Annotated in this window: 18 protein-coding genes; 4 read left to right on the top strand and 14 right to left on the bottom strand. The window is 51.3% G+C overall.

Features of this window, described 5'->3' with window-relative positions:
- Positions 1 to 3 precede the first annotated feature (3 nt).
- A complete protein-coding gene (gene lpoB / locus ACZ520_RS01005; protein WP_038450554.1) occupies positions 4 to 603 on the bottom strand; it encodes a penicillin-binding protein activator LpoB in 600 nt (199 codons plus the stop codon).
- 160 nt (positions 604 to 763) lie between these two features.
- Between lpoB and ACZ520_RS01000 the strand changes: the two genes are divergently transcribed.
- A complete protein-coding gene (locus tag ACZ520_RS01000) occupies positions 764 to 1,180 on the top strand; it encodes a JAB domain-containing protein (RefSeq protein WP_232468865.1) in 417 nt (138 codons plus the stop codon).
- Here the strand turns inward: ACZ520_RS01000 and ACZ520_RS00995 are convergent.
- On the bottom strand, positions 1,170 to 1,775 hold the full coding sequence (locus ACZ520_RS00995) for a hypothetical protein (protein WP_232468867.1): 606 nt from the start codon (positions 1,773 to 1,775) through the stop codon (positions 1,170 to 1,172). The genes ACZ520_RS01000 and ACZ520_RS00995 overlap by 11 nt on opposite strands.
- Positions 1,776 to 2,115: 340 nt before the next feature.
- Between ACZ520_RS00995 and ACZ520_RS00990 the strand changes: the two genes are divergently transcribed.
- Positions 2,116 to 2,637 carry a hypothetical protein gene (locus ACZ520_RS00990; RefSeq protein ID WP_088566583.1) on the top strand — a complete coding sequence of 174 codons (522 nt, stop codon included), beginning with the start codon at positions 2,116 to 2,118 and terminating at the stop codon, positions 2,635 to 2,637.
- 50 nt (positions 2,638 to 2,687) lie between these two features.
- On the opposite strand, the gene ACZ520_RS00985 is transcribed toward ACZ520_RS00990, so the two are convergent.
- From ACZ520_RS00985 to ACZ520_RS00945, 9 genes are all read right to left on the bottom strand, one after another.
- Complete coding sequence (locus ACZ520_RS00985; protein ID WP_374031750.1) at positions 2,688 to 3,608, bottom strand: hypothetical protein; 921 nt, start codon at positions 3,606 to 3,608, stop codon at positions 2,688 to 2,690.
- The gene (locus tag ACZ520_RS00980; protein WP_464127107.1) at positions 3,605 to 5,971 is read right to left on the bottom strand and encodes a fimbria/pilus outer membrane usher protein; all 2,367 of its coding nucleotides are present in this window, start codon (positions 5,969 to 5,971) and stop codon (positions 3,605 to 3,607) included. The genes ACZ520_RS00985 and ACZ520_RS00980 overlap by 4 nt, the downstream gene beginning before the upstream one ends.
- Positions 5,972 to 6,018: 47 nt before the next feature.
- Complete coding sequence (locus ACZ520_RS00975; RefSeq protein ID WP_464127105.1) at positions 6,019 to 6,762, bottom strand: fimbria/pilus periplasmic chaperone; 744 nt, start codon at positions 6,760 to 6,762, stop codon at positions 6,019 to 6,021.
- Between the two features lie 68 nt (positions 6,763 to 6,830).
- Positions 6,831 to 7,043 carry a hypothetical protein gene (locus tag ACZ520_RS00970; RefSeq protein ID WP_374031747.1) on the bottom strand — a complete coding sequence of 71 codons (213 nt, stop codon included), beginning with the start codon at positions 7,041 to 7,043 and terminating at the stop codon, positions 6,831 to 6,833.
- Between the two features lie 32 nt (positions 7,044 to 7,075).
- Positions 7,076 to 9,043 (bottom strand): sensor histidine kinase, encoded by a 1,968-nt coding sequence (locus tag ACZ520_RS00965; RefSeq protein ID WP_088566588.1) that lies wholly within the window; start codon positions 9,041 to 9,043, stop codon positions 7,076 to 7,078.
- Entirely contained in the window at positions 9,040 to 9,996 is a 957-nt protein-coding gene (locus ACZ520_RS00960) for a hypothetical protein (protein WP_464127102.1), read from the bottom strand. The genes ACZ520_RS00965 and ACZ520_RS00960 overlap by 4 nt, the downstream gene beginning before the upstream one ends.
- Positions 9,977 to 10,447, bottom strand: a complete 471-nt coding sequence (locus ACZ520_RS00955; RefSeq protein ID WP_088566589.1) for a helix-turn-helix domain-containing protein — start codon at positions 10,445 to 10,447, stop codon at positions 9,977 to 9,979. Before ACZ520_RS00955 ends, ACZ520_RS00960 begins: the two co-directional genes overlap by 20 nt.
- A 59-nt stretch (positions 10,448 to 10,506) precedes the next feature.
- On the bottom strand, positions 10,507 to 11,550 hold the full coding sequence (locus tag ACZ520_RS00950) for a rod shape-determining protein (protein WP_015089392.1): 1,044 nt from the start codon (positions 11,548 to 11,550) through the stop codon (positions 10,507 to 10,509).
- A gap of 102 nt (positions 11,551 to 11,652) precedes the next feature.
- The gene (locus ACZ520_RS00945) at positions 11,653 to 12,684 is read right to left on the bottom strand and encodes a hypothetical protein (RefSeq protein ID WP_464127099.1); all 1,032 of its coding nucleotides are present in this window, start codon (positions 12,682 to 12,684) and stop codon (positions 11,653 to 11,655) included.
- A gap of 201 nt (positions 12,685 to 12,885) precedes the next feature.
- Here ACZ520_RS00945 and ACZ520_RS00940 point away from each other — a divergent pair, with 201 nt between their 5' ends.
- Positions 12,886 to 17,739 carry a hemagglutinin gene (locus ACZ520_RS00940; RefSeq protein ID WP_464127097.1) on the top strand — a complete coding sequence of 1,618 codons (4,854 nt, stop codon included), beginning with the start codon at positions 12,886 to 12,888 and terminating at the stop codon, positions 17,737 to 17,739.
- On the opposite strand, the gene ACZ520_RS00935 is transcribed toward ACZ520_RS00940, so the two are convergent.
- Positions 17,740 to 19,374 (bottom strand): glycerol-3-phosphate dehydrogenase/oxidase, encoded by a 1,635-nt coding sequence (locus ACZ520_RS00935; protein ID WP_416479659.1) that lies wholly within the window; start codon positions 19,372 to 19,374, stop codon positions 17,740 to 17,742. It abuts the gene before it with no gap.
- 3 nt (positions 19,375 to 19,377) lie between these two features.
- Entirely contained in the window at positions 19,378 to 19,833 is a 456-nt protein-coding gene (locus tag ACZ520_RS00930) for a hypothetical protein (RefSeq protein ID WP_088566593.1), read from the bottom strand.
- Positions 19,834 to 19,884: 51 nt separating this feature from the next.
- On the opposite strand from ACZ520_RS00930, the gene ACZ520_RS00925 reads away from it, so the two are divergent.
- Positions 19,885 to 20,628: an HAD family hydrolase gene (locus tag ACZ520_RS00925; RefSeq protein ID WP_088566594.1), complete on the top strand. Its 744-nt coding sequence runs from the start codon at positions 19,885 to 19,887 to the stop codon at positions 20,626 to 20,628.
- Here ACZ520_RS00925 and ACZ520_RS00920 read toward each other — a convergent pair.
- Positions 20,625 to 21,986, bottom strand: coding sequence for a hypothetical protein (locus tag ACZ520_RS00920; protein WP_374031742.1), 1,362 nt, complete (start codon positions 21,984 to 21,986; stop codon positions 20,625 to 20,627). The two genes, ACZ520_RS00925 and ACZ520_RS00920, sit on opposite strands and share 4 nt — an antisense overlap.
- Positions 21,987 to 22,141 lie beyond the last annotated feature (155 nt).

Raw genomic sequence — 22,141 nt, 5'->3', positions numbered from 1 at the left:
CAATTACAGACCGATGGATTTCTTTTTGAATGTTTTACGGATCTGTTTTTGGTCAGACCAGGTGATCATGCTGGATTTCAGATTGGTCAGATTCAAAGTCAGTTTGTAGTAAACGGACTTGTCTTTGCCCACTTCCTGAACGATGGAATCCAGACGGCCGTTGATGATGAAGTCTGCGCCAATCTGGCCACCTGGGCCTTTTTTGGTGCCTTCTTCAACCATGCCGGAATTCTGATAGTTGTATTCATCAGCGATATCCTGACGGGCTTCCTTGTCGATGAAACCAACCTTGCCGGATTTCATAAGCTCCACACGAACCATGTCCATGATGCTTTGAGTGTCGATGTGTTCGCTGGTTTTATTCTGCAGGCCAGTCACCATAACCACTGGCATTTTTTTAGCGCCGTTGATGGACGGAGAAGTCATCAAACTTGCCACCAGATCCTGAACTGCTTTCTGCATGTCTGTTTCAGACCACTGATCATTCAGAAGATTTTCACGGTTCACGTCGTCGTACTGGCCTTTCACGAAAGCTTTCGGACCACAACTGGTCATTGCCAAGAAAGAAAGAGCCACGGCTGCAAAAGTCAGATTCTTTTTCATAATACCTTCCTGTCCATTTCGGACACTTCCAAAGTCTATGCTGGGGTATTTCAGGGCGCAAGTCATGCCCCTCCGTTTCAGGACGGCTGTCCTAAATCCGTCCGCTAAATAAGGCCTGTTTTCCATTAAAAACCCCGTAATTTTGCAACGAGGGACAAATATGAGAGAAGTGTCCACAAGCCTGCAAGCCTATGAAATCCTGCGCAACGATATAAACCCCTTTGCTGAAGAGCTTTGGGTTCTTGCCCTGGACTCGCAAATGAATCTGGTGCGCAAAGAAATGCTGTTTCGGGGAACGGTGGATTTCTGTCTGATTCATCCGCGCGACATCTTCCGCTGTCTGGTGCAAGCCAACGCCAGTTCCTTTATTCTGGCGCACAATCACCCCAGTCAGAACGTGATGCCTTCCGAACAAGATCTGATCCTGACCCGAAAAATCCATCAACTGGCGCAGATGTTTGAAATTCCGCTGAACGATCATCTGGTCGTCTGTGAAAACAACTATTTCAGTATGGCTGATCATGGATATTTTAAGAAATGGCGAAAGACCCGCGCGACACGCAGTCTTACTGTATAGCTTCCGAACTGTAGTCAAACACATTCATGCTGCCGCCACTTGGATTGCGGATCGGAGTCACCGACAGAACGCGGGACAGATCTTCACTTAAGATCACACGGTATCCACCACGACGGGCGTTTTCAACAAACTGCCGAGCGTACTCTTCTTTGTATGCTTGCGAATACTCGGCCTGTTGTTCAGCGTTGAACAGTTCCTTCTGAACAATGTCATGCGGGGAAAGAGTTTCCTCTTTGCGCGTGCCACGCCCCAGCTCTTCCGCCAGCTCTTGTGCGCGCGTGTCCGATGTCAGATCCAGACGGTTTTCATTGTGATAAGCGCTTTGTGCAGTGGTGGAATTAAAGTCGGTGTTCATCAGCCGCGCGTTTTCAACCTGCATGCGCTGGCGGGCCATCTCCATCTTTTCGTTGGTCAACATCAGATGGCGGTTCACGGACTTTTCAAACTTTTCGGATTTCGCTGCCGCCGGAGCCGAAGCCACTTTTTTCGGCGGATCTTCAGAGCCCAGATAGACAAAGATCATCACCGCCGCCCCTACAAAGAGCAGCAAAGCCAAAAGCATAGAGTTTTCCTTTTGTGGCTTCTGTGAAGTCATAGCCCCCTTATCGGTCAATGTGGTCCACTTCTCAAGTTTGAGACTGTCTCAAGATGAGACACTTCGGGGGTATTGATCCACGTGTTTACTGCCTCATGTTTCAAGTTAAAGGTCGTTTAAAATCAGAGACTTCCAAACATTTCCTTGATCAAAGCCGCGGCTTTTTCAGGCTACGCCGAACGGGTGAGCTAAAATTTTGTCTCATTTGTCAAAAATCTGCGCATTAATCACGAGTCATTAACCACTTTAGGGCATTTTCGGTGTCGGCACAGAAAGTGAAGTTAAGAAGCTGTCAACTTAACTCATTACCCCCCGAACCCCCTTTTGAAAGGATCCCCCCATGAAAATGATTAAAACTCTTGCCGCTGTCAGTGCCCTGGCTTTCTCGGTTAACACCTTCGCCGCTTCCCAAGGCGCTTTGACGATCACAGGTGTTGTTGCCAACAACACTTATCTTTCCCTGACCAGCATGGGCGGCAATGATGCCAATGTGGATCAGACTCTGAACGTGGATCAGATCGTAAACGGAGCTGTGACTTCCAAGACTTTCGCAAGCATCTTCCACGAAGTTTCAAACTCCACCGGGGGTTACAAAATCACGGTTTCCTCTGCTCAGGCGGGTGAATTGCGCGGCCCAGGCACTGCGAAAGTAAAATACTCTTTGGATTATTCTTCCGCAAAGATCTCTATTGCCAACTGCGCTTTGACGGCAGCATGTGAAGCTTCTTCCGGCGCTTTGACTGCTAAAACAAGCTCTGCAGTTTCTGTGGTTGTTAAGGCCACTTCCACAGCGGCTGAAATTGCGGCTCTTCCGTCCGGCACATACTCTGACGTTGTGACCGTGACGATCGCAGCACAGTAATTTAAAACTGCAAAACAAAATAAAAAGCCGGTCCCTGCGACCGGCTTTTTTTATTGGCTGGATTGAATAGTCAGATTGATCGTGTCGCTGTAGGACCCTTGCGCTTTGCCGCTGGTATTCCCGATGATGATTGTCACCGGATTCACCAGCCCGCTGGCCGGCGAAGTCCCCGTCTGCGTGGCAATCTGGGTCCACCATGGAATCGCGTAAGTGGTTCCATTGATCTTAAAGGTGTAATCGATCGTATCCGTGCCGTTGACCTGCTTCAGCTTTCCACCGTTGTCAGACCAGGCATACAGATTATAGCCCGAATTGTATTTCACAATCACATCAGCGGTGCCTTGAGCCCCGGTTGTCAGGTTGTTGCCAAAGTTGATCGTGTGCGTGGTTTTGGAAAGATCAAAGGCCCCACCGGAAGACACTACCGACAGATCGGCTTTCTTGGGCGATCCGAATGTCAGCAGAAAAGCCTGTGAAGCCACCAGCGTGTAGTTTGAGATGTTTCCCTGATACAGGCGCACCGTCACAGTATCAAGATAAGTTCCCGCAGAGCGCCAGTCATTCGCGGTGTCAAAGGCCACGGTGTAAGACGACGTCTTGGTATTATAGAACGTATTTCCCTGAAGCTTGTCACAGATGACGTCCGAGCAGGAATTCACATCCGGGAACTTTTTCAGAATCTGCAAACCCGCATTGTCGGCCGAGATCTGGTACGGCCACACATCCGAACCTTTTTTGACAGAACGATTGGTGTAGGAATTCGAAGATCCATAATCAAAAGTCAGAAAATAATTGCAGGTACCTTGTGTGGTGTTGCCAAAGACTGTGACGTTAAAGGTGTCCTTCATCGTCCCGCCAGTCTGGAAATACGGCGCTGGCTGCGCCAGAATCAACCCCATGCTTGAACAGGCCGAGGCTCTGACTCCGGCAAACGTAAGTGCTGCAAGCAGAAGACCCACGATTAATTTCATCGCTGCTCCTTTGTTCCGGTTTTAACGGTGCCCAGATTCAACATTCTGTCAGCATTGCCGGGAATCTCAAATGTGAATGGAGCAAGACCTGATTGATCTGTCACAACCCGGTACACACCCGGTTCCAAACCTTCAATCAGGAAGCGCCCCTGCTTGTTGGTGAAGAAGGTGTTGTCCACGAGTTGTCCGTTGGCATCAAACACATCACCCGCGGCGTATTCCACCGCTTTGCCTGTGGCTGTCAGCAACTGCCCCTTGACCATGACTTTTTTGGCGATCTTCAGATCCAGCAAAATACCACTGCGATAAGTGGTCTGAGTTCCATAGAATTCTTTATCCAGCAGATAGCCCATTGGCAAAGAAGTGATATCCACATTCACCGTGTTTCGGTAATAAGACGACTGATCACGCAGCACCACCGTTCGGCGCGGCCCCAACTGAGCCTGCCCACGATCCCCCGTCGGATTGATCATGATGGCCTGCCCGTCTTCCAGATTCTTGGCGTGAATCAACACAAAGCTGTCGGTCACTGGTTGCGTGAAGGCCCCATGGCCACCCACCCACGCAAAGCCAGTGTTCAACCCCAACGACGTCAGGTTGTATTCACTTCCCTGCTGGGCATGGTTCATATGATCCAGACGCACACTGAAGGGCTGCTTCAAATATTCCCCCGAGATGCTGCGCGTGTTCCCCAGCTCGCTGTTTTGGATGTTTGCATTCCAGCGATAGTCATCATATTGATAGCGATTGTTGCGGGCCACGGTGGCATTGGTGGTTTTTTGAAGTGAGTCGTAATAAGAGCTCGCGCTGTAATAGCCCTGACTTTCATTCCAATAGAACGAAATCAAGAAGCGGTCTTCTTCTTTGTCCTGCAAAACCTTGTTATAGACAAATTCCAAGCGCATCTGGCTTTTCAGCGGAATCATCAGATTGGACCGATACGTGCGTTGGTCTTCTCCCGTCATATATTCCAAAGTATTGGCACCCACGCCCCACAGCCACGAGGAATCCAGACGGAAATTGAGCTGCGCATCGTAGCGGCGCAGGTACCTTAAAGGATCCACCACGGGGGTTTGCACCGTCACCGGGCTGAAGTCGCGATCCTGATTTTCAAATTCCAGAGCCAATAACAAAGGCATCTGACGACCCAGAATTTTATCCAGACTTCGATATGTCAAACGCTCGGCAAAACCACTTTGCTGTGCCGATTCAGATCCTTGCGCCGCTTGCAAAGACAGATATCCCAAACGGGAAACACCCGACACTTCCGCGCCCAGAAGCATCTTTTCATAATAGCCCTGATAGTTCAGCCCCACCGTCAGTTGATCGGTGATCCCGCGGCGGTTGTACAAACTGACAAAAGCCGCCGAATCGTCATAGGCCCGGTCGCCACCCGAAGGCTGCCACGGAAGACCGGCAGCATAAGAAAATTCTTCCACCCCGCGAGCCAGCAAGCTGTTTTCATAAAGCAGTGAGAAGTCATAAACTTCCTCTTGCCCCAGGTCATCTTTCACCTTGATGCGCACACTGCTTTGGCCTGTCGCCAAAGGGAAATCACGAATATTGAAAACCCCCGGAGCCAGGCGCACCTGACTGAACAGCAGGCCGTTGACATAGATCTCCACAATCGAAGTGCGCTTGATAATGATTTCGGTGTCACTGAGAGGTCTTAAGGTTTTATAAGGCTGAATTGCAAATTCCCGCGTCGCCGCCAGACCCGCAATGGAAGGTGTGATCTGAAAGCCCGTTGAGCGGAATGTCAGATCCCCCAGCGTGTAGCGGATCATGCGCTCTTCATCGTCATAGCGGATGCGCGTGTCCTGTCGGCGCCACTGGGAATCAGCGTCTTCTAAAAAATCCGCGCTGGATTCAAAGACAAAGCCTTTGATATTTTCCACCAACTCCAGATTTCCGGTCAGAGGCCGACGTTCGCTTTCCACATCCGGCCCGTACTGCCAGGATTGCTGGGTTCTTAGATTCAAGTACCCACTGTGCCGATCCGGGCGCAGGTACTTCTGATTTTCAAATTCAACAAAGTTCAAATCCAGATCCTGAGGCTTTCGATACTTGGCAGGAAGACTGAGGCGCAGCTCCAGGGTGGGCGGGTCAAAGGTCACCGAAAAGCCCACCGCCTCCAAAGACTGTGTCGTCACCACTCCTTCAGGAGTCACACTGCCTTGCAGGCGCAAAAACAAATCGTCCTTCATGTAGGGCTTCACAGCCTCAAGCACAGTGCGCGCTTCAACGGAAAATTCTTCGGCGCGGTCGCGCGGGAACAACCATGCCTCCGTCAACGGCCGCCCATCCAAAACAACCGGCGCCATCAGGAAAGGCTTTCCTAACGGAGGACGACCTTGTGCCATGACCAGCACCGGAAGCAGGATAGAAAAAATTAAAACGAGACAAGACCTCAATTCTCAAGATCCTTCAGCTCAATCGTGGCGCTCAATATTTGATTTGCAGGAACGTCCTTGGTTGTTTCAACCTCGGCCGTGGCCGTATCCCCGGCCAGCAGGTTGATGGACTCCACAGCCTTATTCGTGGTCAGATCCGCAATCACGGACTCACCGGCTTTGATCTTCAGATTCTTAAATAACAAAACCTTGTGGGCCTTGCCGTCATTTGCGAAAGTCACCGCCACTTTGCGGGCACCGGTGCGTTTCACGTCTTTGACGATCACTTTCGGCAACGCCCCTTCCGGCACAACGTAAGCTGAGGCCACGTACTGCAAAAGAAATTTTAAATTCACACTGGTTTTTTTCGGGTCCGAGTTCTTTTCACGAAAATCCACCGGCAGCTGTGAAGCCACCAGGCGATAGGCTTTTTCTTTTCCGTCCTTGATTTCACCAGACCACGACACACGCACGTTGCGCTTTTCCTTCGGCAGCAGCACGACCTGCTCAGGGTAAATCACAAAGTCTTCAGTTTTCGTGCGCACCTCTTCGCCTTTGGCATTGGTGCTGCGGGCGAAGGCTTCGATTTGTACAGGAAGCTTTTCATCACCGGGATTTTCAATCACCAGCACTTGGGTGGATCTTGATCCACTGGGCGCAAACTCCACAACCATCGGAGAAAATCGGAAGGCCCAGGAAACGGACGGAATTGCCAAAGCTGCCGAAATCAGAATCAGTGACATTGAAATGATTTTTGCCATATATCCCAATGATAGGGGCTATTTTTGGGCAAAAGAAGACTTCTTAAACCAGTCCTTAACAACTAGTCTTAGGGCGCTTGAACTGTGACGAGAGAAGCCGGAGTCCGCTTGTGAACTACGACTTTAAGGTGAGGTGAATTCTTTGTGATTTGCAGTTCACCGTTCTTGGTTTTCACGTCGACTTTTTCTGCGACTCTTCCGGAAAAATGCAGCTTATGACTTTTTGCCACCGCCACACCTGAAGCCATCAAAATCGAAAGAAAGACCGCCATGATACGCATGTCTTTCTTCTCGGACTAACTGGACTAAAGCTTTAGGACATTGGTTGGGGATTCTTTTCCTGGATTGGCGGATACACCGGGATGATCACGATAAACTCTGTGCCTACGCCCACTTCTGAGCGGGCCTGAATTTCGCCCCCGTGGTTCTGAACAATTCCGTAAGAGATACTCAAGCCCAAACCGGTCCCCTGTCCGACGCCCTTGGTGGTGAAGAACGGATCGAAGATTTTTTCCAGGACATCGGCGGACATGCCCTTGCCACTGTCTTGAATTGAGACCTGCACCCAGCCACGTTTGTCCTTGGAACCCTTGTAGTCCTTCAAAGCCGAAGTGGAAATCCAGATGTGACCGCTGCCTTCAATCGCTTGCACTGCATTGGACAGAATGTTCATAAACACCTGATTCACCTGGCTGGCATAACAGTGAATCAAAGGAGTTGGCTCGTACTGACGATGAATCTCGATGCGGTTTTTAATTTCACCCTGCAACAGATTCAAGGTGGTGTCGAGACTTTGATGAACGTCGATTTCCTGAAGTTTGGCTTCTTCCAGGCGCGAGAAATTGCGCAGCCCCAGAACGATGTCACGGGTGCGGCGGGCCCCGTCCTGACAGGACGCCACCAGCTTCGGCAGATCTTTCACGATGTAATCAAACTCGTACTCTTCCTTCAAAGCCGGAAGCTTTGGCGGATCTTTTTCGGCCACTTCAGCCAGCTCGATCAGTCTTTCCGAGTACTCTTTAAGATGAGTCATGTTGCTGTAAATGAAGCCGATCGGATTATTCAGTTCATGCGCAACACCGGCCACCAACTGACCCAGGCTGACCATTTTTGCAGAGTGAACAAGCTTGGTCTGAGTGTCCTTAAGTTCTTTGTTGGCCGCTTCCAGCTCGGTGATTTTTTTGCGAAGATCCGAACGGGCCACCCAGATTTTTTTGCTCATTTCATTGAACGACTCAGTCAGAAGACCGATCTCAGTGTCGTTTTTCACCGGAATGGTGACGGCCTGTTCCTGGGATTCAAAGGACTGCAGGGCTTCCACCAGTTCGTACAGCGGCTTCAGCACCCAGCTTGAAGTCACCAGAATCGTCAGAACCAACAGCACAATGACCGCACCAACGACGCTGATGAACGCATAGTTCACGTTCTTTAAAACTGCTTTGGCCTCGCTTTTTGAAGCGCCCAAGGCCACATAGAACTTCGTGATACCCCAGTTCAGCGGATAGATCAAAAAACCATAAGGGGTGCTGCGCACATTCAGATCAAAGAATGGCTCGGCCCCCGGGCGGAAATACGGACGGAAGAAGTCTTTTTTATAGAGGTAAAAATCCGGATGGCTGGCCACAACAGCCTGGCCGTTGTCCGAGAAAAAGATCAGTTCCAGCTTCAGGCGGCTTTTGATCTTGCCCACAAAAGTTTTGTTCAGATCCATCACCTGTTCCATGTAACCGACAACGCGGCCCCCGGCTCCGGTGATTTTCGAGATCAGGATCAGATTAACTTTTTGTTTGTCACCAAATTCAGCCAGGGAAATTTCACGCTGATCTTTGACCTGCGCCATGTACTTCGCCGACAGGAAAACGGCGTCCTGAACCGGAACAAAGCTGCGCACGTTTTCTTTTTCATCTTTGAAGACTGACGCCAGCATGCGGCCTTCGCGGTTGAAGAAGGTCAGACTGGAAATATTGTCAGTCTTGATCCACTGGGAAGAGATATTGCGGATGGTGCCGCTGTCGCCTTCAGCCATGTGATAGACAAGACTTGGATCACGCACATAACGATCCCGCTTTTGCTGAATGCTGGTCAGCAGGTCTGCCAGAATCAGCTCGACTTCGCGGGCATTGCCGCTCAGGCGCTGGGACAGCTCATGATCGATGGCTTTTTCGTATTTGATCATGGAATAGCCCGTGACGAACGCCAGGGGCACGACTGAAAACAGGACGAACCAGATAATCAAGATCGTGCGCAGGGATCGTTTGGGTTTCTTCCGGAGTGTTTTCACTTTTTGGATTCATCCAAAGTGAAGATCAGACGGATGATCCCGTCCGGCATCACACGAGGGTGTTTTTCTTTGGAAAATTTGGTCTTTCCGTAAGTGCCCAGATAATTCAGCAGATCCTGATACTTCGCTTCGGGAATGGTGAAGTGGTAATACATGGAGGTTGGAGTTTTCTTCCAGCCCAGCTCCACGGAACCGGCCTTACGACCTCCCAGCTCCATGATCTTGTCGGTGACCTTCGGGCCCACACTTTCAATGTTGGTGGCTACGATCTCGCCACGATAAAGGAATCCGCCGGAAGCGGCTGCCGGAGCAGCTTCCGCAGGCTTATCCTGTTTCGCCGCCACTGCAGCAGGTGCTGCTGGCGTGGGAGTAGTCGGTGCTGCCGGTGCCGGAGTTGCCGCCGCCGGTTTATCCGGAGTTTTTTCAGCCACTGGCGGAACAGCTTCTTTAGCCCCTTCATCCACGAATTCCGGAGTTTCCTGCACCACTGTTGCGGTTTCAGTTTTCGAAACCTCGGCCAGGATCACTTCTTTAGAGCCCGTCAGGTTCCCCAGTTGCATCACTTTCTGCCATGGTGTCACCGACAACAAAGTCACAATCACCCCAACAACAACCAGAGCTTCAAGGCCCCATTTAAGACCCTGAGGCCATTTGTCGAAATTGGATTTTTGCATCAGCACTGTCAGATAACTGGAAGGAGCATTGATTTGGGAAATGATCGGTTCAGAAACACGGGTGTCCGCCAGACGCTCGGCATACTTCTGACCATTTTCAATTTTGCCCAGATCCAACTGAGCATCACGCGAGAACTTCACATGATCTTCCACCGCAGAACGGCGTTCATGGTCCAGAGTTCCCGTCAAATAATCATAAAGCAGCTCATGCCCGATGAACGGAGAAATCTCTCTTTTGTTCTTTTTGGAGAGGGGAATTTTATTTTCCTGCTGAGCCATGCTTTAGTTTACTCACACCTTGGGTCATGCTTCCCAGCTTGCGCAATGCCCGGCCTAATCTGTATCGAATAGTGCCCTGGGTAATGCCCAAACCAGCCGAAATATCATCATCACTTATCTTCAGGATTTTAGACCAAATAACAGTCAATAGCTCGTCTTCTGAAGCGGATTTCTGAAATTCACGCCATGGGCCCAGATCGACCGCATCGGGAATCAGCCAACCGGATTCCACAGTGGTGTTGGGACGTCCGCGGGACACGCGCACTTTGAATTTGTCCCAGACCGTTTTGGTCGCGGCAACAATAGCTACAGAATTTTGCAAATCAGGATTTCGCGCCTTGCGAGCCCGACAAAGGGCCAGCGCCTGGGACGAAGCCTCTATCGCTTTTTGATCATCAAGCAGGGCAAAATAGAAAAACAAAGCGATAGATTGTACGTCAGCTTCGGTCATAGCACCTTTAAGTCCATTCGTGCGTTCGGGGGCACCCTTTCGTGGATGCCCTTACTATACTAATCGACTGTAAGCTGTCTGAGAAGGTCAAGCTGGTCGAGAACTTTACCGGAACCCATCACCACACAGGAAAGTGGGTCTTCAGCGATAGAAACCGGCAGTCCAGTTCTTTCTCTCAGAAGCACGTCCAGGTTCGCCAGCAAAGCGCCCCCGCCCGTCAGAACGATCCCGTTGTCCACGATATCCGAAGCCAGTTCCGGTGGAGTTTTTTCCAGCGCGGTACGAACAGCATCCACAACTTCAGACAAAGGATCCATCAAAGCATCGTTCACCTGGGAAGAGGTGATTTCGATGGTTTTTGGAGCACCGGCCACAAGGTCACGGCCCTTGATCTCCATGGATTTTTCTTCTTCAAACGGATAAGCGTTACCGATTTGGATTTTGATGTTTTCTGCGGTTCTTTCACCGATCAGAAGGTTGAACTGACGACGAACATAGTTCACGATCGCCTCGTCAAACTTGTCACCGGCAACTTTGATGGATTTGCAGTAAACAATACCACCCAAAGAAATCACCGCCACGCCCGTAGTACCACCGCCCATGTCGACAACCATGTTGCCGGATGGTTCAGTGATCGGAAGACCGGCACCGATCGCCGCGGCCATTGGTTCCTCGATCAGATAAACCTCACGGGCACCTGCGGATTGAGCTGCTTCTTTCACCGCACGTTTTTCCACCTGAGTGATCCCGTAAGGAACGCAGATGATGATACGAGGACGGATGAAGGATTTTTTCTCGCCAAGGGATTTGCCGATGAAGTACTTCAGCATGGACTGGGTGACTTCGAAGTCAGCGATAACACCGTCTTTGATCGGGCGGATCGCCACGATGCTGCCAGGTGTACGTCCCAACATGTCTTTGGCTTCTTTACCTACGGCAAGAACGCGGTTTTGCATGCCACGGTAATTCTTTTGGACCGCAACCACGGAAGGTTCATCAAGGATGATTCCGCGGCCTTTTACGTAAACAAGTGTGTTGGCGGTGCCAAGGTCAATGGCAATGTCATTGGAAAAATAGTCTTGAACTTTGTCAAAAAAACTCATGCTGAATCTCACTTCAGTGTAATATTCATCGGGCTTTAAACAGTTCAAGTCTAGGTTCTATAAAAACCGGAGTCAATACTGATATTTAGGCCTTCTCTGAGTTTATTTTGACGCAGGTGCGCACTGAATCGTAAGGTCGGTCCCCGTCAACTGACCACGGAAGCGAACTTCCAGGCCTTCATTCAGGGTTGTTTCAGCGACCAAGGTTTTGTCGATATCCAGATCCACCGCCTCAATGGCAATGCGCTCGTCTTGCGCTGCTGCAGCGGGTTTCAGGCGCAAAGTGATTCTTTCTGTCGAGCGGCCGCGGAATATTTCACGCTCCACTTTATTGGCAACATCCCACACGATCTCTTCGTCACGACGGGTTTCTTTGCGACCGGATTCAGAGTGAGTCAGCGAGCACTTCACACGGCGCAGATCGGCTTTGGGACGCTTGAAGGACTTGTCAGACAGACAAACCGCTTCCACTTCCTTTTGAATTTCAAGGTTAGTGACCTTCAGACTGATCTGCGAACCCAGGCCCGAGCGCACCGAGAACTTGCTGTCACCGCGCTGCTGGTGCAACTGGATTTCACCCAAAGCGGCGCGACCGGTCTGGGCCGGCGTCAGCAACAAACGGCCTTTGCCATAGGAATCAACCAGGCTGCCCAGAATGTCGTAACCCTGATCGTTCTTCCCGCTCCAGAACATGTCGCGATAGATCTGACGTCTTTGCGGATTGAACGGATTCATATTCTGCAGGAATGTGCGATCTTTCAAATCCATTCCGTTCACCACACAACGAGCGGTGCTCATCGCCGGCAAAGTTCCAGGACTGCTGACTTGAGTGTTGGTGGTGCACATGCGGTTGTAAGTTTCCACGCGCATTTCGCGGGCGCAGTTGTTGTTCAAGGCATCGTTCAGCAAAGCATCGCAGTACGCATTTTTGGAGGTCAGCTTCTGGCGGCCGGTGGTGCAGCCATTGAATTTATATTCGTAGGTGAATTCACCCTGCACATCCACAGGCGTTGGCGTGGGTGTCGAGGTTGTCGGCACCGGAGCTGCACCTCCGCCGCCACCGCCTCCGCCATTAGAGCAGGCCGCCACGGACAAAGCCAAAACAGACAAAGCAAGTTGTAGATGAATGCGCATGCTATACCTCCACACACGGTCAACACCGCCCTTACTTCAAAGACCCTGCCAACGTCATAATGCAATTGTTAGAGAACCAGAGGCCCCTTCTGTTACTCCTCTGACAGGTGTGACAATTTGAGACACTTTTCCGCCAGATTTCGCGAAAAGCCAGTGATCCTCGTTTAAATCCGACGAAACATCAGCCGATAAGTGTAGTAGATGAACGTAACGGCACTATTGATACTCCTTATCACCGGTCTGGTCTCGGGTTGCACCCTCGTGGGCAATCTGACGGACTATAATTCCCTGACGCCGCCGGTTCTGACCGACAGTAACGGAACCAAAATTGAATCCCTGATCATCAATTCTGCCGACAGTCTTTCCAACTACAACCTGCGCGGTGAATGCTACTATCCAAATCAAAAAATTGACGTGATCATTCAGCCCAGCCTGAACAGTCTGTCGACGATGGAACCAAAAACCTTCACCACCGTCTGCCAGGATGGAAGCTTCAGCCTGGATGTAAATACACAAGGCTGGCCGGATGCGGAATACACTGTCAAGCTGGAAGTGACCTCATTAGCGGGAGTAAAATCTTCGAACGAAACTGCTGTCACCAAAGACATCATCGCCCCGAATGTCAGTTTCTCCACAGCCCTGCCCGCGGAAGTGGGTAATGCGCTGATCGTGGCCCTGCCGGTGGATGGTACTTGCGAAAATGATGACGGACCTGTGTCGATTGTTTCTCAAGGCACGACGCTGGCGACTTTCACGTGCACCAACGGGACTTTCAGTGGTCCGGTGGTTGTCGGGGCGCTCAATGACGGCGCGACTGTTTTACAGGTTTCACAAACCGACAGCGCCGGAAACACCGGCACCGCCAACAGCTCTTCTTTCAATAAAGATTCCATCGCCCCTCTTCTGCCGGTGACCTTCGGTACGTTGGGAAGCGCTCTATCCAACAATGACACGGATCGCACGGTCACAGTGACGGTACCAGCGGACGCCACTCAGTATCGCTATGTCGTTGTGAAAGACACTGATTGCAGCAATCAGTGGGCGGCGTTGATGGCTGCCACGCCAGTGCCTGCCGGGACCCCGGCGACTTTAAGTTTTGCAGGCGATGGCCAATACCGCCTTTGTTTCATTGCCGGAGACCAGGCCGACAACTGGCAACCGGACACGGCAGTCATTGAATCCGGCGCTGTCACTATCGACACCGTGGGACCGGCTTTGAATATCACAAGTCCTCTCGCTGGCAGCAAACATAAATCCACTGTCACTGTTTCAGGTACTTGTGAAGCCGGGGCCTCTTTAAATTTTGCCGGCGACTATACGACTTCGCCATCCACCGGCACCTGCAGTGTGGGTGGAACTTTCAGCTTTAACATCACGCTGACGGCCGGGGATGGGTTGAAAAACTTCACGCTGTCCTCGACTGACGGCGCAGGCAACACGACAAATCACACCGCCTATTCTTTGATTCGTGACAATGTGATTGTGGCTCCGTCCGTGACGTTAAACACGGCAAGCACCACAAACAACCCTGCCGCGAAGTTCACAGTCAACGACTGCAGTGATGCGACTTTCATTCTGATGAAAGAAATCAATGCGCCTCCGGCCCTGGGGGATTCCGGCTGGATCGCCTGCTCGACTGCGGCACAAAACTATACCTTTGATCTGAGTGCCAATGGCGATCAGCAGGGGCTTCGCAACGTGCGCTTCTATGCCCGTGATGAAGCTGGGAACATTTCCACCGCAACGGTCTTTACTATCACCTATGACAGCAAGGCTCCCATTCTGACTTTGGATCCGGTGCCGACCCTGGCGATCAATGTCAGCTATCCCTTTGTGGTTTATGTCACCGAAGCCACCGTGACTGCGGCGGACACTTTGTATTTGGACTATTCCACTGACGGCGGCACCACCTGGAATGTGGCCACCAGCCGTGCGTTGGGACTTGCAGGTCCCATGAACAACAAATCCTTCACCGTGAATTGGACGCCGAATGCCTACAACACCAATGTGCTGGTGCGCGCGCGTTTGACCGACAGCCACGGATTGACTGGCACCGGCACCAGCAACGCTTTCGATGTGATCCTGGACACCATCAAGCCCGTTATCACGGCGAGTGAAATGAAAATCAATGGGCAGCTTGATCCGGATGATACCGTACGGTCTTACGTCACCGTCAGCCTGAAGGCGTCAGACGCGGAAACTGCCGTCACCAAGTTCTGCTTAAAAACCACCAACAGCGCTCCGAATGCCTCTGACAGTTGCTGGGTCAGCGTGAAAGCACCAAAACCAGGCCTTGCTGAACTGCCGACCTTAACCCTGGTGGATTTTGATTTCTTCCTGGGAATCAATTTTGGCAGCTATAGCATCTATGCCTGGGTGATGGACGTCGGTGGCAATATCAGCACCAATTCCGCAACCCTTGAAAAAGACTATAACACCATCAACTACATCAACGATCCGCCTCCCCTGGTGGCAAACTTCCTGACGGTGAATTCGACCACCCCGAATAATCCGCCAAATACTTTTGACATGAACTTTGCCAATGGCGCTGCCGCCCACATCAGTTGGCAAGCCAGTGACAATGGCACGATCGCCAAGGTCGAACTGTTTTATGCCATCGACGGTCAGCCGTTCACTCTGATTTCAGATGCACTGGCGAACAATTCCAGCAATGCGACAGCGTGTGCGTATTCGGCTCCGCGCACGGGTTGTTATCTTTGGAACTCGACTGTTCCCAACGACACCTTCTTCAAGCTGCAGATTCGCGTGACTGACAACAACGGACAGACCTCTCAGGTCACCAGTCCCCCGCTGAACAGTGGTGCTTACAATCTGATTGCCGGAAACCAGGATCCAGGACATGACGGAAATGCCAAAAGCACCGTCTTTAATACCAATGTGAACACAGACACCGCGCCCGGCACAGTGCTCGTCACTACCGATGGAAAAATCTTCTTCAACGATTCCTCTTACGGCATCATTTACATTGATCCGACCACCAACAACTCGAAGGTCCTTTTGCGTCTGGCAAAAGAAAATGAAAATGCCTTTGGCGATGGCATTCCGGTGGAACAGGCTCGCGCCAAGGCGATCTTGCGTACAGCGCTGGACTATCAGAACCGCATTCTGGTTTATGACCGCGATATGATCCGTCGAATCGACACCAACGTCACACCGATGACAATTGAAACCCTGATTGGTGCGGACCCGGCTGGAAATCTTGGAACGGACACCGCCGACACTGTGGCCGATCCACGGGACTTGAAAATCAATCTGATCAAGACTTCGTCTGTTGATGAAACCTGGCCGATCCGCCGACGTTCTCCGTTCATCCCTATGCCTAACGGGGATCTTTATTTCATTTCAGAAAAACCCCAGACAGCCAAAGACAACGGGGGTCGCATCCGCCTGTATAAAGGTTCTTTGGCGGTTCCGCGTGTGGAAAGCGTGCGATTCTCAGGAGCTGGGGTCTTTGGTCAACCGGCCTGGGATCTGAACACGATGCCTTATTCATTCTTCAGCTTAAAATTTGACCCTGCGACCAGTGCCATTCAGAAAGCCTACGTTCAGGCAATCTATAGTGTCCCGGGAAATTCTTATGGCCCGATGACAGAGCTTGATCCGGTGACCCTCGTGGGAAATGGTGTTTTCCCGAATCATCCGTTTGGAAACTCTTCGCTGACTTATTACGACGTCCAGGGCATGGACGGCCGCGTTTACCGCGCCAATCGATCCACCGAAAACGGCGTCAGTCAGTTGCAGGATGACGGCACCTGGGTGCGGGTTCTGGGAACCGGTTCTCAAGGGGAATGTGCCGATGGAGTCGATGCGACTTCCTGCCCGGTCGCACTGGATGACGTCTTTGTGGACCGTTATGGCCGAATCTTCTTTTCTGCGCGAGGAGTTATCCGCACTGTCGTGAACGGCAAAGTCTATACCCTGTTCGGTCAGCGCAAAGACGCTGGCGATGGCGGCTCCGGATTTGACATGCGCCTGGCTTCCGTTACCTACATTGATCACAGTGTGGGCGATGGTGTGATGTTGTTGGATCATCAGCAAAATAAACTGCGCGAGGTATTCCCGGGGGCATCTCCGGAAGTCCGCCTGGTGGCCGGCGATGGCGCCAATGCGGGAGTCAATTTCGGTATTGCCGCCAATCTGCAGTCCATTCTTTTGGGGAACTGGTGGGACCCGAATCAGTTTGCCACTAATCCAGCCAATGGTGATGTTTACATGAACTGCGCCACTAACAAAGTACTGGTCACTCCTCCAAGCACTTACACGGTCTATCACAGTGTCTGCCGTCTGAATCGCGCCACCGGCATGTGGGAACAGATGATGAACGGCGAAGGTGCCACACCAAGCCACTCTCAGACTTCTATCGATTACGGTGATCTGCAGTTGGTGGGTTATTCTCCAGAGATCGTGGGCTTCAAGGCCGGAAATCTTTTGATGAACAATCTTTACTGGAACGGAACCGCTCACCACAATGCCACCTTCCGTCTGATCACGCCGACCACCACCCATCACGTCGGTGGTCGCATTAGCGTGGACTCAGATGCTGATGACTGTCCGGACGGGCTTTCCACAGACTGCTCATTGGGTGTCAGCGGGGTTCACCGAGTGGCTGCGCCTGTGTATTTTGATCAACTGAGCGGCTGGATGTACACCCCGCCAGTAAATGCCTCAATCCTGACGGCGAAAATGCACGTGCTGTATTCTGGCAACGTCAAGACCTTGCTGACACTGCCGCAGATTCCAAGCGCCTATGCTTATGATTCTGCGGGAGCCGCAATTTACTACTGTGGAAATGTCGACAAGAAACTTTATAAGGTCGCGATTCACAATGCGGGAGATCTGGGAAATACCGCCGTATGGCCATTGGCTTCCGGGACTCACTTTACCATCACCGAGCTTCCGATGCCGACGGACTCGATTACATGTCAGGGGCGCCGCATTCTGATCAAGGCCGCTTCGGGACCAAAACCAAAACGCCTGGTCTTTATGGCCATGCAAAATGGTCTGCCGGCCGTTTCGGAATACTTTATTCCTTAATTAGAAATGTTTTTTCCATTCCACTTCGCGGGCCATGTATTCGGTCAGCATGTGCAGTTCTTCTTTCAGGCGGGCTTCGTTCCAGCCCAGCTTTTCCTGGAAGACTTTACCGATTTCTTCCATGTGCTTCACCCCGTGATTTCGATCCGCCAGGAACAAAGGCACCCGGCGGGCAAAGAAGTCACGCATATGCAGACACATCGTGGAATCAATGGCCTGAGCCGCTTCCAACTGCCAGTAAGTCATGTCAGAGGAGTACTTGTTCAGAATCTCTTCACCTTCCATACCATAACGTTCTGCCAGCAGACGCATGTCTTCGACAGAATGCCCGGTTTCATGGGCCCATACGTCCGCCTGAACCTTGGCTTGCTGGAAAGCATCCACGCTCGTGTATGGATTAAGTGGCGTGACCGTGTTTGATTTGGACCAGGTCACACGCTCTTCAAAGGTAAAGAACTTCAACGCCGCTTTGACGGTCTGTTCACACATCAGGCGGTAGGTGGTGTATTTTCCACCTGCCACGAAGGTGATTCCACGGTCATCAGACAAGATCGTGTGCTCGCGGCTGGTTTTGCCTTCGGTACTGGAACCGTCAGCCACCAGCGGACGAACACCGGCATAGCTGGCGATAATATCGTGAGCCGTCAGGTTGGCGCCCGGGAAGTAATGATCCGTGATCGAAAGCAGATACTTCACATCTTCCGGTGTGGTGGTTACGTTTTCCGGCGACTCCTTAAAGTCAGTGTCAGTGGTCCCAATAATGATCATCTCGTGACGAGGAATCCCGAAAACAATACGATCACTTTTTTCTGCTCCCATCACCACGGCACTGGTCAACGGCAGGCGGTGCTTTGGCAGTGTTAAGTGAATGCCTTTGGTGGGGCGAAGAATCTTTTTCCAATCTTTGAAAATGCTTTCACCCAGCTCGTCCGTCCACGGGCCCACGCTGCTGATCACATGGCGGGCTTTGACCGTGAACTTTTCCTTGGAATGCTGGTCTTCGCATTTTACAGATTGAATCTTTCCGTCCGGGCCAAAATTCACGCCCGTGGCTTTTACATAGTTCACACAAAGCGCGCCGTTTTCATTCGCCGATCTCATCGTTTCATGAACCAGGCGGTCATCATCCATGTACGCGTCAGAGTAAATGTAAGATCCAAGCAGGTTGTTCGGACGAATCGCCGGCATGTGCTCGATAGACGCTTTGGCATTCAGACGTTCATGCATCTCCGGGGCCTGGAACAATGACAGGGCATCATACAACCACATGCCCAGACCCATCTTGCCCATGCCCACACGGCTTTCCTGATAAAGAGGAATCATGAAACGCAACGGATGCACCAGATGCGGCGCCATTTCAAACAAACGGCCCCTTTCATTCAGTGCCTCGAAAACCAGTTTAAATTCCATGTTTTCCAGATAACGAATGCCACCGTGAATAAGTTTTGAGGACTTTGAAGACGTGCCAGAGGCAAAGTCGCGGGCTTCAATCAAAGCCACACGCATACCGCGCGCCGACGCATCACGCGCCACCCCTGCTCCGTTGATTCCTCCCCCGATTATCACCAGATCAAAATCCTGGGATTTCATCTTGTTGATATTTTGAATTCTGTTTGCGAAGGAGAAATTCTTCATGGCTTATCCTTTTGTCGTCTTGACGGAAAGAGTTCCCGGTTGCCAGCTTTCGGCCTTGAAAGCTTTTACAGAGTTTGGCACTCCGTTGTCGTTCGGGAAGTACACCCGTTGCAGATGCTTTTCGCGGCCCAGTTTGTAGGCCAGCTCACAAAGTTCATCGCGGGCCTGCAACGAACTGTACTGCACGTGCTCCACCCACAAGGTCTGCGTCTGTCCATCCAGGAACAACAGCGGCTGGGCAATGAAATAGCCCATCAGCTTGTTGGTGTCCTGCTCCACAGCCAGAAAACTCCAGCCCAGGGCAATGTAATGATTCAGGGCCTCAACGCGGAACTTGGAGTTCCAGGTGGCAATCATCCGCTCCATTTCATCCGGATAGGTTTCTGCGAGTTTTTTATTTTCCAGATCCAAAATCTGTTGCAAATCTTCCGGCTGAATCACGCGGCAATACAGGCTCATGCCCTCAGGTCTCCTTGTCATTTTACTTTTCATATTTCATACTAAGACACTATGAAATACAAAGACTATTCCACCGACATTTGGAACCGCATAAATACGACACTGGACCAAGTTTTAAAACAGGATTCTGCACCTGTGGCCGCCTTTGATGCAGATGGTACTTTGTGGGATACCGATCTTGGCGAAACTTTTTTCCATCACCAGATCGACAACAAACTTGTGACTCTTCCACCACAGCCCTGGGAACACTACGAGAACATGAAAGCCGCAGATCCGCGCAAAGCCTACCTTTGGCTAGCTCAAATCTGTCAGGGACAAAAACTGGAGCAAGTGCACCAGTGGGCTGTTGATGCGGTCAAAGGCCACTTCCCGGTTCCTGTATTTTTGGAACAAAAGAAATTGATCGATCTGTTTCTTTCCAAAGGTGTGAAAATTTACGTTATCACCGCCTCGGTCAAATGGGCGGTGGAGCCCGGCGCGGAAATGCTGGGCCTGACCAAAAACGATGTGCTGGGTGTGGAAACAATCGTGGATAACGGCGTGATCAGCGATCGCCAAAAAGGCACCATCACTTATCGTGAAGGAAAAGTGGAGGCCCTTCTTGAGGCCACCGGCGGCAAAAAGCCGTTCTTTGCCTCCGGTAACACCATGGGTGACTACAATCTGCTGCAATCGGCGACGCATCTAAGCCTGGCCGTCAGCGCCGCTTCCCGTGACGACAAGCTCTTCAAAACCGAAAAAGAACTGCAGGAGAACGCTGAAAAGTTCTCCTGGCTGTCCCATCGTTTTGTCTAGCGAACAAGCTTGTTCATGTTAAAGCGATAGCTCAACGTCAGATTGAACTGATTCGCCTTGTTTGGATATTTCAGATTTTCCTTGGCACCTTTGCGATCCAGCTGGGTGCTGCCGTACTCGAAACCGATATCCAGATTCTTCAGGCCCAAAAGATTGCGGCAAGTGGTGCCAGCAGCCCAGCCGCGCACCCCGCGCACTTTTTCAAAAGTAAATTCGCCATCAGCAAATGCCGCGTCGGTATTGAACACATGCTGGTTATAGTAGAAATCCCAGGCGCAGGGTCCCGCCTCCACTCCACGCATCGCCACTTCCACACCGTGGGCTTTTGAATTCACATGCTGGGCATGAGGACGACGACCGTTGCCATCACCTTGTTTGTTGCGAGTGAAGTCCGCGCGGAAGACGCGCACTTCGGCTTCACCGTACTTGGACGTGAACATGTATCCCAGATAGGTGGTCATATCATCCTGGGATCTTTTTTCGCCGGGGAAGCTTCCCACATCTCCGTGCGCCCCGGTCACGCCAATGTACAAGTCATGATTCTTCAAATACGGAGCTGACTTGTCGAAGACCTTGCGAAGGGCATTGGCCACGCGCAATTCCACCGTGCCACCATAGGCCGGATACGAGTTCGCACGAGAATCCGCCGGATCCAGACTGGATTCACCTTTGATCGTGTCCCCGTCCACCACACTGAAGGACGCCAGCAACACGCGGTCCAGCTCTTCTTTCAGTTGATAGTTCATCTGAATCCCTTTGTCATAGCGAACCATCAGACCATAGGGAGCTGTCACATAGTAGCGGCTGGGTTTTCCCTGCAAAGGATTTAAGCCGCTGACCGGGAAAGCTCCGGCCAGAACCGTCACGTCCTGAGAATCGGTCATCTGGATATTGGCACCGATGTTGGCCAGGAACCACGGACGATCCACATATCCATCCGCACGCAAGCGATCCGAGTTGTGGAAGTTCTGTTCATTTGTTTCATTATAGTCGAGCACCTGATTTTTCGGGATGGCGCTGATCGAAATAAATATCTGCTTGAAGTGACGATTGGCAAAAGTCTTGGAAATCTTTCCTTCCACTTCCGTCACCATGTCGCCCATCGAAGTTTCATTTCCTCCCTCACGGCGAAGATCATTGTTGATCACCGCTGCGACTTGCGCGGAAGCAGAGCCTTCCAAACAGATTCCCTCGTGGTAAATTCCACCCCGGTCGTAACACTCATAGGATTGATCGGCACCTCTCCAATAGGCGTTGGTGTCCCAATGGACAGTTTTATCTGCAGCTCCCGCAGGGCCCGCAGCAATCAAAAGACTCACTAAGCCCAGCTTGTTCCAGTTCACTGAATTCTTTTTCATGAATATCTCCTGTTTAAGTTTTCAGAAGTTTAGAGATCAATGATCGTGCCATGCGGGTGTTCCGCACCAGTTCCGCAGAGGGTCGTTCCGGCCGGCGCTTATTACAGAGCCTCCATGGTAACAGCCGCAAATCCGCTCCCACAGCAACAACCAGC

The organism is Bdellovibrio sp. BIS2 (assembly GCF_055398295.1).
The sequence above is the reverse complement of the archived record's forward strand: the minus strand, read 5'-3'. Positions and strand labels throughout refer to the sequence as shown.

Coding starts and splice junctions, on each gene's coding strand:
- ACZ520_RS01000 (WP_232468865.1), top strand. CDS start 764: ATGAGAGAAGTGTCCACAAGCCTGCAAGCCTATGAAATCCTGCGCAAC.
- ACZ520_RS00985 (WP_374031750.1), bottom strand. CDS start 3,608: ATGAAATTAATCGTGGGTCTTCTGCTTGCAGCACTTACGTTTGCCGGA.
- ACZ520_RS00940 (WP_464127097.1), top strand. CDS start 12,886: ATGAACGTAACGGCACTATTGATACTCCTTATCACCGGTCTGGTCTCG.
- ACZ520_RS00930 (WP_088566593.1), bottom strand. CDS start 19,833: ATGAGCCTGTATTGCCGCGTGATTCAGCCGGAAGATTTGCAACAGATT.
- lpoB (WP_038450554.1), bottom strand. CDS start 603: ATGAAAAAGAATCTGACTTTTGCAGCCGTGGCTCTTTCTTTCTTGGCA.
- ACZ520_RS00970 (WP_374031747.1), bottom strand. CDS start 7,043: ATGCGTATCATGGCGGTCTTTCTTTCGATTTTGATGGCTTCAGGTGTG.
- ACZ520_RS00980 (WP_464127107.1), bottom strand. CDS start 5,971: ATGGCACAAGGTCGTCCTCCGTTAGGAAAGCCTTTCCTGATGGCGCCG.
- ACZ520_RS00955 (WP_088566589.1), bottom strand. CDS start 10,447: ATGACCGAAGCTGACGTACAATCTATCGCTTTGTTTTTCTATTTTGCC.
- ACZ520_RS00960 (WP_464127102.1), bottom strand. CDS start 9,996: ATGGCTCAGCAGGAAAATAAAATTCCCCTCTCCAAAAAGAACAAAAGA.
- ACZ520_RS00945 (WP_464127099.1), bottom strand. CDS start 12,684: ATGCGCATTCATCTACAACTTGCTTTGTCTGTTTTGGCTTTGTCCGTG.
- ACZ520_RS00975 (WP_464127105.1), bottom strand. CDS start 6,762: ATGGCAAAAATCATTTCAATGTCACTGATTCTGATTTCGGCAGCTTTG.
- ACZ520_RS00935 (WP_416479659.1), bottom strand. CDS start 19,374: ATGAAGAATTTCTCCTTCGCAAACAGAATTCAAAATATCAACAAGATG.
- ACZ520_RS00925 (WP_088566594.1), top strand. CDS start 19,885: ATGAAATACAAAGACTATTCCACCGACATTTGGAACCGCATAAATACG.
- ACZ520_RS00990 (WP_088566583.1), top strand. CDS start 2,116: ATGAAAATGATTAAAACTCTTGCCGCTGTCAGTGCCCTGGCTTTCTCG.
- ACZ520_RS00995 (WP_232468867.1), bottom strand. CDS start 1,775: ATGACTTCACAGAAGCCACAAAAGGAAAACTCTATGCTTTTGGCTTTG.
- ACZ520_RS00950 (WP_015089392.1), bottom strand. CDS start 11,550: ATGAGTTTTTTTGACAAAGTTCAAGACTATTTTTCCAATGACATTGCC.
- ACZ520_RS00920 (WP_374031742.1), bottom strand. CDS start 21,986: ATGAAAAAGAATTCAGTGAACTGGAACAAGCTGGGCTTAGTGAGTCTT.